The sequence below is a fragment of the Serratia sp. HRI genome, from assembly GCF_010119335.3.
Lineage (GTDB): Bacteria > Pseudomonadota > Gammaproteobacteria > Enterobacterales > Enterobacteriaceae > Serratia > Serratia nevei.
In genome coordinates, this window is sequence record NZ_CP083690.1 from 1,658,293 (window position 1) to 1,670,814 (window position 12,522).

Genomic DNA, 12,522 nt, shown 5'->3' on the forward strand with positions numbered 1-12,522 from the left:
ACAAAATTTATTTGCTCAGGTAACGGCACAGATAGGCGGTCGCGTCGGCCACCTGCAGGTTGAATTCGCTGTGCCCCGGCACGAAGAACTTCTCGCCCGGCGTAAACACCTGCCAGTCCGGCGCGCCCGGCAGCAGCACTTTCAACGCCCCGGTGATCACCGTCATTTCTTCCGGTTGCGCGGTGGAGAAGGTGTATTCCCCCTCTTCCATCACGCCCACGCTGGTAAGACCGATGCTGCTACTGTCAAAACCGATAGACTTCACTTTTCCGGCAAAATACTCATTCACTTTCAGCATAGACTGGCACCCGCGTAATCATCTTGATGGAAAATCCATATTGGGGGATTGCGGTTGATCTGTCACTGGTTTTTCGCGCGAAATGCGATCGCGACGCAGGGTAAACCTGCGGCCGGGACGCTTACCGGCAAATGGGCGGATAGCGGAATAAAGTCGGAGCGCAGCGTAAGGCGGGGCAAGCGGCGAGATCCGCGCTGAAAAATGGCAAGGGCGTCGGTTTCCAAACCATAAACAGGAAACCGGCCTGGCGCCGGTTTCCGCCGGGCTGCAGGTCAGAGCTCTAACGCCTCGTCCTCATAGCGATGCTTGGCGTCGAGCGCTTCCTGCTCGGTTTCATGTTCACTGAGCAGCGTATTCGGCTCAATGTCGTCGGTGCGCACTTCAAAACGGCGCAGATGCAGGTTCGGGTCGCCCCGAAACACCTCTACGACGCGGGCGCTCCGTGGATAAGCAGGTTGATCATTTTCGCGCATGCCGTTCTCCCGTGTGTTTCACACAGTAGCAAGTATAGCAGCCGCCCTCATTCCGACACGCGCGAGCCAAGATCGCGATCGCCGGGGGCGCCCGCCAACAGCTCGGTCAGTTCGTCACAGGCGCAAATGCGGCCCTCACGCACGGTGAAGTGCGCCAGCACCCGCACGCGGCTGCAGGCGCCATCGCGCTTTTCCAGCTCGACCAGATGGTGGGTCAGCACCGCCTCGCCCTGCGCCGCCGCCGCGATCACGCTCAGCGTCATGCGGCGGGTTTGCCGCTTCAACAGCGCCATGTGTTGCTCAAACTGCTCGAAGTTCAGCACCTTGCCATCCACCTGCTGGCGGTAGTCTGCGCTGAAACGGGCGGCGAGCTGCGTCGGCCGGTGCTCCGGGCTGGCGACGACCAGCTGCAGCGTATCGAGTACCAGATCCAGTGGGGTAAGTTGAGTCATCACGTTTCTCCGAAATAGGGTGAACGACGATCCTATCCCGGTCCGACGATGGCATAATAACCACATCAAGACTTTCAATAACGTTAAACGGCCAACATGACGCAGATCCGCAGCCAACGCCTTCAGCATGAAAAAAAGCACCTGACGCCCTGGCACCGGCACGAAAGCGGCCAGATCTATCTCTTGACGCGCGGCATGCTGGCAATGGAACTCCCGGGCCGTCAATGGGCGATCGCCGGCGGTACGCTGGGCTGGCTGCCGCCGGGATGCGCCCATCAGGCGCTGGCCTGCGGCGACGTGGCGGGCTGGAGTCTGTATCTGCCGGTGAAAAGCGTGCCGGAGATGCCGCCGCAGCCGCAGCTGTTCACGGCCTCTGCGCTGTTGCAGGCCCTGGTGGAGCGCATCGCGCAGTTCCCCGCCGGCCCGCTGAGTGCGCCGCAACGGCGGCTGCTGCAGGTGCTGCTGGACGAAATGCACGCGGCAAGCCGCGCCCCTTTGCAATTGCCGCTGCCGCAGGACACCCGGTTGCTGAACATCGCCCGGGCGCTGCTGAACGATCCCGCCAGCCTGCGCAGCCAGTGCGACTGGGCCGCCTGGGCCGGGCTCAGCCCGCGCACCCTGAGCCGCCGTTTTCTGCAGGAAACCGGCATCAGCTTCGCGCTGTGGCGCCAGCAGGCGCGGGTATTGCGTTCACTGGAGGGATTATCACGCGGCGAAGCGGTCAGCGAGGTGGCCGACGCCTGTGGCTATGACAACGTCAGCGCCTATATCGCCGCCTTTCGCCGCCGCTTCGGCGTCACGCCCGGGGCGTACTTTGCGCCGGCTCGGCAAACGGAATAAGAAAACGGGCGCCCAGCGCCCGAAGAGAAGAAAGGGTTACTTCACCGTCTCACGCGGCAGCACCGCGAGGATTTGTTCCACCACCCGCTGCGGATCGGCGGCGCCGTCTATCACGTAATGCGCAGCGTCCTGATACAGCGCTTCGCGCGCTGCCAGCACCTCGAGCATCTCCTCGGCGATCGGCCTGCCGGTGAGCGTCGGGCGCTGCGCATCTTCCGGGTACTCTGCCAACCGCTGCGCCAACACGCTGGCCGGCGCGCGCAGGTAGATAACGGTGCCATGCTGACGCATAAACTGACGGTTCTCCTCCGCCAGGATCGCCCCGCCGCCGGTGGCAACTATAGTTGACGGCCTGGTCACGGTTTGCAACGCGATGGTCTCGCGGCGGCGGAACCCCAGCCAGCCCTCGCGCTCGACCATTTCCGCCACGCTCATCTGCGCCGCCTGCTGCATAAACAGATCGGTATCGACGAACTGATAGCCCAACGCCAACGCCAATGCGCTGCCTACCGTGGTCTTGCCGGCTCCGCGAGCGCCTATCATGAACAGGGTTTGTGTCATTACGGGTTGTCCCTTATGCGGTGACTTGAGTGCATTGCATACCAAAATATCGAGCGGGTGCGATGGCGTGGTGGCAGCATCATACCCTGCCCGCTCTGTATTTCAATATTTACGATAGTGTAAATTCCATGGCACAGCGACTGCCGGCGGCAAAGCCATGCGCCAAATCCTCATCCAGGTGCCGCCGCAGGGCGGCCGTGAGCCGCGCGTCCTCGAGCGGCCGAAATCCCAGCCGCCGGTAGTAAGGCGCATTCCACGGCACCTCGATGAAGGTAGTGAGCGTCAGGCGGCCGGCCCCCTGCCGTTTGGCCTCTTCCGCCACCGCGCCGATCAGGCGACGGCCGACGCCCTGCCGCTGCCAGGTGCCGGCGACCGACAATTCGGCGATGTGCCAATCGCCCCCCTGAACCTGCACGGCGATAAAACCGGCGCACTCGCCGTTGTCGCTTTCCGCCAGCCATTCACGGCGTTCGGCAATAAACGCGGCATGCTGCTGCGGGGCCATCACCTCGCCTTCGGCGATAAAGCGCCACTCCGGCTGCTGGCGAAACAGCTGCGCCGCCGAACGTTCAACCGCCATCAGATGCACGATATCCCGCTGCTGCGCCAAACGAATCTGCAGGCTCATGGGTTCTCCTTAACGTTGGGGCGGTTATTTAAGCAAATTTCACCGCCCGTAGCTTAGAAATCGATACTGCCGCGCAGCACCACCTCACGCGGTTCCCCCACCGCCACGCGCAAATTGCCGCCGCTGGACGGGTAGTAGGTTTTATCGAACAGGTTCTTCACGTTCAGCTGCCATTTCACCCGATAGCCGTTGATCGGCATGGTGTAAGCGGCGAACGCATCAGCAACGGTGTAATTATCCAGGGAGAAGCTGTTGGCAGCGTCACCCGGGCGGCGTCCTACGTAGCGCGCACCGGCGCCAATGCGTACCTCATCGCCGCTGTAGAAACCCGGGCTGCCCAGGTTCTGGGTCAGGAACAGCGAGGCGGTGTGGCGCGCCACGTTGGTCATCTCTTTCCCTTTGTTGTCCGGATCGTCCACCACCCGCGCGTCGGTATACGCATAGGAGCCGATCAGGCTCAGCGAATCGGTGAGGTTACCGGCTACGTCCAGCTCCACACCCTGCGAACGCACGCGCCCGGCGGTGCGCGTCACGGTTTCGCCCTCCACCAACTCTCATTGACCATCACGTTGCGCTTGGTGATGTCGAACAGCGCCAGCGTGCCGGTGACGCCGTTCGGCAACGCCAGCTTGCCACCGACTTCCCACGACTTGCCCTGCTCCGGCGGCAGCGAACCAATTTGGGTGGCGATGGAAGAGTTCGGCTTGAACGACTCGGTATAGCTGCTGTACAGCGACACATAAGGCGTCAGTTTGTAGACCACCCCGGCGCGCGGCACCAACTTGCTGTCCGAGCTGTCGGTATTGGCCTGGAAAGGCCGCCCCTTGCCGGCATAGACATCGAAAGCGTCGTAACGCAGCCCGCCCATCACCAGCCATTTATCGGTTAGCTGGATGGAGTCCTGCATAAACCAACCGTAGCTGGTGAGGTTTTCCCGCTGGTCGCTGTCTTTGGCGCTGACCGCCGTCGACGGCGGCATCAGGCCGTATACCGGATGATAGATATTGAAATCGCTGTTCTTTTTGCCGCGGATCATGTCGCCGCGGTAGGTGCGGTTATCTTCAAAATCGAAGCCGAACAGCATCTGGTGGTTGATGCGGCCCCAGTCCACGTCGCCATTGAGCGTCAGCTGCACCGCGTTGGCGTGGCTGACGGCGTTGGCGGTCGAGTCGGCCTGGCGGCTCAACACGCCGCTCACCGGGTTCAACGACGTGGCGCGCGCCTGGTTGTCGCTGTAGCTGTTGCGGCTGTAGGCGTAGGTCAGCGAGCTTTTCCAACGCTCGTTGAGCGTTTGATCGATCTGCAGAGTGACGCTGTCCTGATCGCCGCGGGTGGCGTTATAGGCTTCGTCGAAACGGCGATCGCGCGGCGTATTCACCGGTTTGCCGTTGCGCGAATCGATAATGGTGCCGCGATCGAACGGCACCAGATATTCCATATGTTCATAGGCCAAGCGCACGGTGGTGTTCTCGCCGTACCACATCAACGACGGCGCGATCACCGTCTGGCGATTGCGGCCAAAGTTGCGCCAGTAATCGGTTTCATCGTGATCGACGATCATGCGATAGGCAAACCCCGACGTACCGAGCGGCCCGGTAACGTCAAGCTGGCCGCCGCCGCCGTTGAAGCTGCTGCCCCAGCCTTCCACGTGGGTATGCTGCTGCAGCTGGGGCTTTTTGGTGATCATGTTGATCATCCCGCCCGGCTCGCCCATGCCGTACAGCATCGAGGCCGGCCCCTTGAGCACCTCCACCCGCTCGGTGGTCGGCGTAAAGTTGCGCGCCTGCACCAAGCGCACGCCGTCGCGCAGAATGGAGCCGTCGCGGTTGTCGCCGAAGCCGCGTTTCATGACCGCGTCCTGGGTGCCGCCCAGCGTGTTGGCCTGGGTAATGCCGCTGACGTTGTACAGCGCTTCGTCCAGGCTGCTGACCGCCTGATCGGTAATCACCTGCTGCGGCACCACGTCGATCGCCTGCGGCACGTTCAACAGGTTGGTTTCGCTGCGGGTGCCGGTGACGCTGGTCAACGGCTGATAGCTCAGCACGCCGTCGGCATCTTTGCGGCCGACCACGACCAGGCTCTCTTCCTGCGGCGCGGCTTTCTCCGCCGCCCACGTCGGCGATGTCGCGCAGGCCGCCAAAGGCAATGCGCACCACCAGCCGCGCTTGTTGTTATTCATTATCTAACTGACTCCAATAGGTCCCTGAAAAAGGTAACGGCAAAAACTGCTGATACAGCTGTTGGAAGGTCTGCTGCGGGTTAATGTCGGCGAACAGATCCGGGTAAAACGCTTTGGCGAACATCTCGACCAGCACCACGTGGTACGGGCTGAGGTAAAAGTTGTGCCAGACGCTCCAGGCGCGGTGATGCTTCACCGCCTGCAGGCTGGCCAGCATCGGCTGTGTGGCGATCAGCCGGCGGAAGCTGTCGGCGGCGTCCTGTTGGCTGACCTGCGGCCCGAGGCGCAGATCGGACAGCCGCTTGCCCTGCGGCCCGGCCATGCCGGTGGCGAGGTAAACGTCGGGGTTGGCGCTCAGGATGGTTTCCGGGTTCAGCTCGCCGTACACCCCTTTGACGCTGGCGTTGGCGATGTTGTCGCCGCCGGCGAAGGTCAGCAGATCGCCGAGGTTGCCGTGCGCGGCGGTGGTGCAGCAGGTGTCACGCCGCCCCAGATGCAGGTGCAGCATCACTTTGGGCTTCGGCCCCTGATAGCCCGCCAGCCGTTGCCGGATCACCGCCATATGCTGCTGATAAAATTCGATGAACTGCTCGGCGCGCTGCTGGCGATTGAGCACTTCGCCCAACAGCCGCACGCTCGGCACGGTGTTGTTCAGCAGATCGATGCGCAGATCGACGTAGATCACCGCCACGCCGGCCTTGTTCAGCGCGGAAACCAGCAGATCGTTGTCGCCGTCTTCACGCGCGTAGCGCGCCAGGATCACCAGATCCGGCTTCAGCTGCAGCAGGCTTTCAATATTGACCTGGCGGAAATTATTGCCGCTGATAATGGGGATCGCGGCGATCTGCGGGAACTTCTGCGTATAGAGCTGCCAGCTTTGCGCATCGAACCGCGCCAGATCCGCCGGCCAGCCGACGATGCGCTGCGCCGGGTTGCCCGGCTCCAGCAGCGCCAGCGTATACAGCATGCGGCTTTCCCCCACCACGATGCGCTGCGGGTTGTCCGGCACCACGACCTGGCGGCCGGTGATATCGGTCACCGTCTTCGCCTGAGCGGAGAACACGCCGAAGCACAGGGAAAGCAGCAGTAAAATGAGTGAATTGCGCATGATTGAGCCGACACGGGGGAAATAGTGTGCGCATGATAATCACTCTCATTAGCACTTGCAATCCTGCACGGCGATTGCCAAAAGAAATCCGGGAAATGGCGCCGGGCGCACGGCGAAACATGGCGAAACCGCTAAAAGAGCGGCTTTAAAAAGTTAAAAAAATGGCGAGGAAATCGGTTAAATAGAGCGGAAACCACCAAAATAGAGAGACATCCATGGGTCAACGCATTATTCCGCTGTCGGAGTGCCCGCAGTTTGCCGATGTGTGCGCCGCCTGGGCCTTCGGCCAGTGGGGCTCACAGCACGGCGGATCGCTGGAGCGCACCCAGCAGCGCTTCGCCCAATGCCGCCGGCCGAGCGACGATCATCTGACGTTGATGATGATCGACGGCGATCGCCCGGTGGGCATGGCCAGCCTGTGGCCCAGCGACGATCATCAGCGCCAGGATCTCACCCCGTGGCTGGCCGGCGTCTTCGTGCATCCCGATCACCGCCGCAAGGGCATTGCCCACCGCCTGGAGATGGCGATCGTCGAAGCGGCGCGGCAGCGCCATCATTCGATTTTGCATCTCATCACCGACAAATCGGAAGCGCTGTACGCCGGCTGGGGTTGGCAGCCCCTGGAACGCCGGCGGCAGTATGACGAAGACGTGGTGGTGATGGTGAAAACGCTGTAGTTAACGTGGCGTACAGACATACACCAGCGCCGGCGGGAAATTGCGCACCACCCGCAGGCGCTTCCAGTGAAAATAGCGGGACAGCAATTTTTCCGACAGGTGGCTGTATTGGAACAGCACCAGCGTGCCGTTGCGCGCCAGCAGCCGCTGCCGGGCCTGCTGAAGAATGCGCACGCTGATCCTGACCGGAATCGACAGCAGCGGCAGGCAGGAAAACACCACGTCGTAATCCGTGGCCATTTGGGTCGCCGAATGGGCCATCACCTGTAGCCGCCGATCGTCTATCCCCCGTAGCCGATGCACGAAATGCGGTTGGATCTCGAAAGCCTCCAGCCCCGCATCGGCGCGCATTCGTCCCAGAATGCGTTTGGTCAATACGCCGTCCGCCGCGCCCAGCTCCGCGATCGACAGCGCCCGGGTCCATTCAACCTGGTTCAGCATCGCCTGGCACAGCCACGGGGAAGAAGGCGCCAGCGTACCGACGGTGCGCGGTGAAGCCATAAATTGCTGCAGGTAAGCGAAGTGATTCATCAGTTGCAGCCGGGTCGCATTTAACATTGAGGCCTCCTTGGGTTAAGCCCTCAATGTGAGCCGAATTTCTTAAGTATTCATTAACATGATTCCGAAAGCGGCGGACACAGTTGTAATAAAATGCAACCTCAGCCGCAGCGGAAAAATGAAAAACGGCCGTAATAATGACCTGAAAATAAGCCGCCCACGTGCGCCCTATCAGATAATTATTACGACCGTTTATTTTATTGGCCACGTTGCCGTAGCCAGAGAGTAAAAAGCCAACGCTTAGCGATAAATTTCCGCATTGCCGCGCCAGTTGCTGGAATCCCCGGGGGTGTCCAGGCCGATAATGCGGTAATGGCCGGCGCCGTCCGCCGCGGCTTTTTCTTTCAGGGCGTGAATGGCGTCATGCGGTGAGCCGCTAATGCCGGAAACCGACACCACACCGAGGCTTTGCAGATTGGCGGCCTGTTCGCTGTTGACCTGTTTCACCGACGACAGCGGCGCGGCGAAAGTGGAGAAGGAAGCGGCGGCGATCAATACGGCTGCGATGCTTGGGATAAGTTTCATGATTGACTCCAGGTGTTCTTGTTTATTAGCTCGTTGTCAGTGATGTTAATTATCCGCTAGCCAATGAAAACGGACGTCATGCAACGTAAAGAACATCAATCATTGTGAGGAGAATAAGGAGGAAATGAGAGCGGGTGTGTATTTTCAGGCGAGAATGACTTTATAGGCTTCACCTTACCCCTATTTGATGAACAATTAAAGACGGCGCGTGATAAAGAATGCGCGCCGCGTCTATTTAAGATTTTTTACCCGCCGGAGCGCGCTGAGCTACGCTGAATTTTGTGGCTTACCCTTTTAAGGAAGAACGCTTATGTCGCAAAACCTGCTGCGTGTGCGTGACGGTCAGGGCGCGTCGGTCTCATTTTCCGAGCTGCTGTTCGATCTGATCTACGTTTTCGCCGTGACCCAACTTTCCCACTATCTGTTGCACCACCTGACGCTGACCGGTGCGCTGGAAACCCTGCTGCTGTGGTTCGCCGTCTGGCTGGCCTGGCAATACACCGCCTGGGTCACCAACTGGTTCAATCCGGATACCCGTCAGATCCGCCTGCTGCTGTTCGCTATCATGCTGCTGGGGCTGTTCGCCGCCGCCGCACTGCCGCAGGCGTTCGGCGAGCGCGGCCTGATCTTCGCGCTGTTCTATGTCGCCATTCAGGTCGGGCGCTCCGTCACGGTGCTGCGCCTGCTGGTGCCCGGTCATCCGTTAAAACGAAACTTTCACCGCATTCTCGGCTGGCTGTGCATCTCCGCCGTCTTCTGGATCGCCGGTGGGCTGGCGGAAGGCAACGCCCGCCTGGCGCTGTGGGCGGTCGCGGTCTTGTGCGAATACGTCTCGCCGATGTTCGGCTTCCGGCTACCGGTGCTGGGGCGCTCGGACAGCAGCAGCGAATGGAGCATCGAGGGTCACCATCTGGCGGAGCGCTGCCAGCTGTTCGTGATCGTGGCGCTGGGGGAAACCATTCTGATCACCGGCGCCACCCTGAGCGAGATGGAAAGCTGGAACCTGCCGGTGCTCATCGCCTCGCTGGTGGCCTTTCTCGGCAGCCTGGCGATGTGGTGGATCTACTTCGACACCAGCAGCAAAGCCGGCAGCCACGCCATCAGCCAGGCGGAAAACCCCGGCCAGCTGGGCGCTTACTTCCATTACGTGCACGTCGCGCTGGTGGGGGCGATCATCGTCTGCGCCGTGGCCAACGAGCTGGTGATCGCCCATCCCGACGGCCGCATCCAAAACGCCACGGCGGCGGTGTTGCTGCTCGGGCCGGCACTCTACCTGTTCGCCAACGCACTGTATAAACGGCTGGTGTATCATCGCTTCCCGCTGTCACACCTGGTGGGGCTGCTGGCGCTGGCGGTATTGGCCCCCGTCGCCTATTTAACCGATCTGCTGATGGTCAATGGCCTGACGACGCTGATCATGGTGGTAGTGGCGGTGTGGGAGAGCATCTCGCGCGGCAGAGCGCCGCGGCGGCACGCGGAAGCCTGAAGCAAACGGGGACGTCACCGCCCCCGCTGTGAGATTGATGACAAACCTCATGCCATTGCCGGGTTTGCAGAGAGCAGCGGATAAAAAAACAAGGAAAATCAATTTATTGATTTTCGGCTGATGGCCACAAAGGAGGAAAAACCACGTTTTTTCCTCCTTTGTCAACGGTCTGACGGGGGCGCTATCGCCCCCGCTGTCTCACTTCAAGGGATGCGGCAAGGTGAGCACCCAGAGCTCGCTCAGCGACTCCGGCTGCTCCAGCGGGCGCAATTCGATACGGGCGTTGGTCTTGTCGCCGTCGAGGCTCAGCCGCCCTTCTTTCTCCAGCTGATAATCGCCGATTTTCTTGCTTTTTGGCGATGCGTCCACCAGCTTGGCCTGCAGGCCGAAATCGTTGTCATTAATCACCGCCAGCGTGCGATCGTCGATCAGCGCCAACCCTTCCGCTTTCTCCTGGCGCCAGCCCAACTGGCGCAGATCCGCCACTTCCCGTTTCTGCGCCAGCTTCACGCCGCGTTTAGCGAGATCTTTCGCATCGTCGAACTCCAGCGCTTTACCCTGGCCGTCAAACGCGCTCAGATCGCTGGCCTGCGCGAGATCCACCAGATAGATCTTGTTGATCATCGTCTTATCTTTACCGGTTCCCTGTTCAATCAACAGGATGCGCTGGTTGTCCAACGCCACGACATCGCCAATCTTGGCGTCTTTGGCTTTTTTATAGCTGTCGATATCGATGGGATAGCCGTACATAGCGGTTTTGCCACTGCGCGGATCGAAGCTCACCAGCCGGGTAAACTGCGCCTTGTTTTTGCTTTTGCCATCGACATCCAGCGTGCTCTGCACCGCCGCCAGAATGCGCCCGTCCGGCATCCGGGTCAGCCCCTCAAAACCGCGGTTGGGCTGGCGCCACTTCAGGATGTTCGGCAAACCGCCCGCCACCGCCTGCTCGCCGGCCTGCGGCGTTGGGCCGTATTTGGCGAGAATTTTACCTTTGCCGTCGATATGGATCAGAAACGGACCGTACTCATCGCACAGCCAATAGCCGCCGTTGCCGTCACCGGTCACCCCTTCGGTATCCAACCCGCGGCGATCGCCGGACAGCGGCTGCAACGCGTCGTTCAACGCCACTTCGTTCGTGGAACCAATCAGCTCGCCCGGCAACGGCAGCCCGCTAATCGGCCCTTTTTCGTCATGCAAGGGCCGTGCATTCTCGGCCACGGCCTTGCCGCCGCCGATACGAATGTCCATCAACAGAGGCACGAATTGTGGGTTGGCGAAAATTTTGGCTTCTTGCTTGCCCACCGCAGGGGCATCGGCATTCGGGCCGCGATCGGTCAGCGTCGTCAGCACCAGATCGTCGCCCCGCTTGCTATTGAACGTCAGCCCGGAGCCGATCCCCACCGGTAGCCCCTGCGGGAAATTCTTGGCGAACGCCCCCTGATAGGCGACGCGTTCCCCGCCGGGGAAGCCGACCACATAACGCGCCACCTCAATATCTGCAGCGTAGGTGAATACAGGAAACAGTGAAGCCAACAGCAGGGAGAGCGATTTTATTTTCATGTTTTTTACCCGAGGTTGAACGAAGCGTTATCAGGCAGAAGAAGATATTAATTTAGCATGACACTGAGATGACAACAGGCGTTTGGTCAAATGTACACCAGGCAATAAGGTTGGCTGGCAAATAGAAATTAGCAATTAACCTGAGCATATTGAATGGAGAAAACGGCTGGAAAAAACTGCCCGGAAATAGCCCGCTATTTTGCTTAGGGTAAATTCTTATAGCAAAGATAAAAAAATCGGCAAACGCACGTCAACACGGTGAAAAACGGCGCTTTTCTCATAGACAAAATAAAATGCCGGGGATTTAATACCGCCGTTATTCAAGGTGCATTAAGAAAATTCTATAGAATATCTGCATGAACTGAAAAAGCTGTTCTATAGTTTTCAGTGCTAACGCCCGTTAGTCTATTCCGCAGGATGGAATCTATGTCAAAGCGACTTTTTGCTGAATTTTTTGGCACATTTTGGTTGGTGTTTGGTGGTTGTGGTAGCGCAGTATTGGCAGCGGCATTCCCACAGCTGGGTATTGGTTTCCTCGGCGTCGCGCTCGCTTTCGGTCTGACCGTGGTGACGATGGCCTATGCCGTCGGCCATATTTCCGGCGGGCATTTTAACCCGGCGGTTACCGTTGGCTTATTCGCCGGCGGCCGTTTCGCGGCGAAAGACGTGATCCCTTACGTTATCGCACAGGTGATCGGCGGTATCGCCGCAGCGGCGGTGCTGTATTTGATCGCCAGCGGCAAAGCCGGTTTCGACGCCACCGCAGGCGGTTTCGCCTCCAACGGTTACGGCGAACACTCGCCAGGCGGCTACTCTCTGCAAGCCGCAATCGTGATTGAGCTGGTGCTGACCGCCTTCTTCCTGATCGTTATTCATGGCGTGACCGACAAGCGCGCGCCGGCAGGCTTTGCCCCGCTGGCTATCGGCCTGACGCTGACGCTGATCCACCTGATCAGCATCCCGGTAACCAACACCTCCGTCAACCCGGCGCGCAGCACCGGCGTAGCGATCTTCCAGGGCACCTGGGCGCTGCACCAGCTGTGGGTGTTCTGGCTGGTGCCGCTGGTCGGCGGCATTATCGGCGGCCTGATCTACCGCTGCCTGCTGGAAGACAAAAAATAAGCGCATCGCAGCCGATAGCGTTTCATGGGGCAGCCTTCATCGGCTGCCCCGTTGT

The 12,522-nt window shown here is 60.1% G+C and carries 13 protein-coding genes and 1 pseudogene; 4 read left to right on the forward strand and 10 right to left on the reverse strand.

The window, feature by feature from the left end; all coding sequences use genetic code 11:
- Window positions 1–7 precede the first annotated feature (7 nt).
- The 3 genes from ppnP to GF111_RS08105 form a co-directional block, all read right to left on the reverse strand.
- Window positions 8–298 carry a pyrimidine/purine nucleoside phosphorylase gene (gene ppnP, locus GF111_RS08095; protein ID WP_004940463.1) on the reverse strand — a complete coding sequence of 97 codons (291 nt, stop codon included), beginning with the start codon at window positions 296–298 and terminating at the stop codon, window positions 8–10.
- 272 nt (window positions 299–570) lie between these two features.
- On the reverse strand, window positions 571–771 hold the full coding sequence (locus GF111_RS08100; RefSeq protein WP_004940491.1) for a YaiA family protein: 201 nt from the start codon (window positions 769–771) through the stop codon (window positions 571–573).
- Between the two features lie 47 nt (window positions 772–818).
- Window positions 819–1,223, reverse strand: coding sequence for a nuclear transport factor 2 family protein (locus GF111_RS08105; RefSeq protein WP_047728756.1), 405 nt, complete (start codon window positions 1,221–1,223; stop codon window positions 819–821).
- A gap of 96 nt (window positions 1,224–1,319) precedes the next feature.
- On the opposite strand from GF111_RS08105, the gene GF111_RS08110 reads away from it, so the two are divergent.
- Window positions 1,320–2,063 (forward strand): AraC family transcriptional regulator, encoded by a 744-nt coding sequence (locus GF111_RS08110; RefSeq protein WP_055312063.1) that lies wholly within the window; start codon window positions 1,320–1,322, stop codon window positions 2,061–2,063.
- Window positions 2,064–2,099: 36 nt separating this feature from the next.
- Here the strand turns inward: GF111_RS08110 and aroL are convergent, their stop codons facing one another.
- From aroL to GF111_RS08130, 4 genes and pseudogenes are all read right to left on the reverse strand, one after another.
- Window positions 2,100–2,624, reverse strand: coding sequence for a shikimate kinase AroL (aroL, locus tag GF111_RS08115; RefSeq protein ID WP_047728758.1), 525 nt, complete (start codon window positions 2,622–2,624; stop codon window positions 2,100–2,102).
- A gap of 109 nt (window positions 2,625–2,733) precedes the next feature.
- Window positions 2,734–3,252 carry a GNAT family N-acetyltransferase gene (locus GF111_RS08120; protein ID WP_055317010.1) on the reverse strand — a complete coding sequence of 173 codons (519 nt, stop codon included), beginning with the start codon at window positions 3,250–3,252 and terminating at the stop codon, window positions 2,734–2,736.
- A 53-nt stretch (window positions 3,253–3,305) separates the two neighbouring features.
- Window positions 3,306–5,431, reverse strand: a pseudogene (locus GF111_RS08125) (TonB-dependent siderophore receptor).
- Complete coding sequence (locus GF111_RS08130; protein ID WP_055317008.1) at window positions 5,424–6,539, reverse strand: ABC transporter substrate-binding protein; 1,116 nt, start codon at window positions 6,537–6,539, stop codon at window positions 5,424–5,426. The pseudogene GF111_RS08125 and the gene GF111_RS08130 overlap by 8 nt, the downstream one beginning before the upstream one ends.
- Window positions 6,540–6,754: 215 nt before the next feature.
- On the opposite strand from GF111_RS08130, the gene GF111_RS08135 reads away from it, so the two are divergent.
- Entirely contained in the window at window positions 6,755–7,216 is a 462-nt protein-coding gene (locus GF111_RS08135) for a GNAT family N-acetyltransferase (protein ID WP_147190107.1), read from the forward strand.
- On the opposite strand, the gene GF111_RS08140 is transcribed toward GF111_RS08135, so the two are convergent.
- Window positions 7,217–7,774, reverse strand: coding sequence for a class I SAM-dependent methyltransferase (locus tag GF111_RS08140; protein ID WP_060434004.1), 558 nt, complete (start codon window positions 7,772–7,774; stop codon window positions 7,217–7,219). It lies immediately after the preceding gene.
- A 240-nt stretch (window positions 7,775–8,014) separates the two neighbouring features.
- Window positions 8,015–8,299, reverse strand: coding sequence for a YdgH/BhsA/McbA-like domain containing protein (locus tag GF111_RS08145; RefSeq protein WP_038873191.1), 285 nt, complete (start codon window positions 8,297–8,299; stop codon window positions 8,015–8,017).
- A gap of 310 nt (window positions 8,300–8,609) precedes the next feature.
- Between GF111_RS08145 and GF111_RS08150 the strand changes: the two genes are divergently transcribed.
- Window positions 8,610–9,785: a low temperature requirement protein A gene (locus GF111_RS08150; protein WP_038873188.1), complete on the forward strand. Its 1,176-nt coding sequence runs from the start codon at window positions 8,610–8,612 to the stop codon at window positions 9,783–9,785.
- A gap of 198 nt (window positions 9,786–9,983) precedes the next feature.
- Here the strand turns inward: GF111_RS08150 and GF111_RS08155 are convergent, their stop codons facing one another.
- On the reverse strand, window positions 9,984–11,345 hold the full coding sequence (locus GF111_RS08155; RefSeq protein WP_048232809.1) for an esterase-like activity of phytase family protein: 1,362 nt from the start codon (window positions 11,343–11,345) through the stop codon (window positions 9,984–9,986).
- Between the two features lie 426 nt (window positions 11,346–11,771).
- On the opposite strand from GF111_RS08155, the gene aqpZ reads away from it, so the two are divergent.
- On the forward strand, window positions 11,772–12,467 hold the full coding sequence (gene aqpZ, locus GF111_RS08160) for an aquaporin Z (protein ID WP_147191219.1): 696 nt from the start codon (window positions 11,772–11,774) through the stop codon (window positions 12,465–12,467).
- The last annotated feature ends 55 nt before the right edge of the window (window positions 12,468–12,522 follow it).

Bases quoted from the DNA above. Each gene is read 5' to 3' on its own strand.
- ppnP (WP_004940463.1), bottom strand. From the start codon at position 298: ATGCTGAAAGTGAATGAGTATTTTGCCGGAAAAGTGAAGTCTATCGGT.
- GF111_RS08100 (WP_004940491.1), bottom strand. From the start codon at position 771: ATGCGCGAAAATGATCAACCTGCTTATCCACGGAGCGCCCGCGTCGTA.
- GF111_RS08105 (WP_047728756.1), bottom strand. From the start codon at position 1,223: ATGACTCAACTTACCCCACTGGATCTGGTACTCGATACGCTGCAGCTG.
- GF111_RS08110 (WP_055312063.1), top strand. From the start codon at position 1,320: ATGACGCAGATCCGCAGCCAACGCCTTCAGCATGAAAAAAAGCACCTG.
- aroL (WP_047728758.1), bottom strand. From the start codon at position 2,624: ATGACACAAACCCTGTTCATGATAGGCGCTCGCGGAGCCGGCAAGACC.
- GF111_RS08120 (WP_055317010.1), bottom strand. From the start codon at position 3,252: ATGAGCCTGCAGATTCGTTTGGCGCAGCAGCGGGATATCGTGCATCTG.
- GF111_RS08130 (WP_055317008.1), bottom strand. From the start codon at position 6,539: ATGCGCAATTCACTCATTTTACTGCTGCTTTCCCTGTGCTTCGGCGTG.
- GF111_RS08135 (WP_147190107.1), top strand. From the start codon at position 6,755: ATGGGTCAACGCATTATTCCGCTGTCGGAGTGCCCGCAGTTTGCCGAT.
- GF111_RS08140 (WP_060434004.1), bottom strand. From the start codon at position 7,774: ATGTTAAATGCGACCCGGCTGCAACTGATGAATCACTTCGCTTACCTG.
- GF111_RS08145 (WP_038873191.1), bottom strand. From the start codon at position 8,299: ATGAAACTTATCCCAAGCATCGCAGCCGTATTGATCGCCGCCGCTTCC.
- GF111_RS08150 (WP_038873188.1), top strand. From the start codon at position 8,610: ATGTCGCAAAACCTGCTGCGTGTGCGTGACGGTCAGGGCGCGTCGGTC.
- GF111_RS08155 (WP_048232809.1), bottom strand. From the start codon at position 11,345: ATGAAAATAAAATCGCTCTCCCTGCTGTTGGCTTCACTGTTTCCTGTA.
- aqpZ (WP_147191219.1), top strand. From the start codon at position 11,772: ATGTCAAAGCGACTTTTTGCTGAATTTTTTGGCACATTTTGGTTGGTG.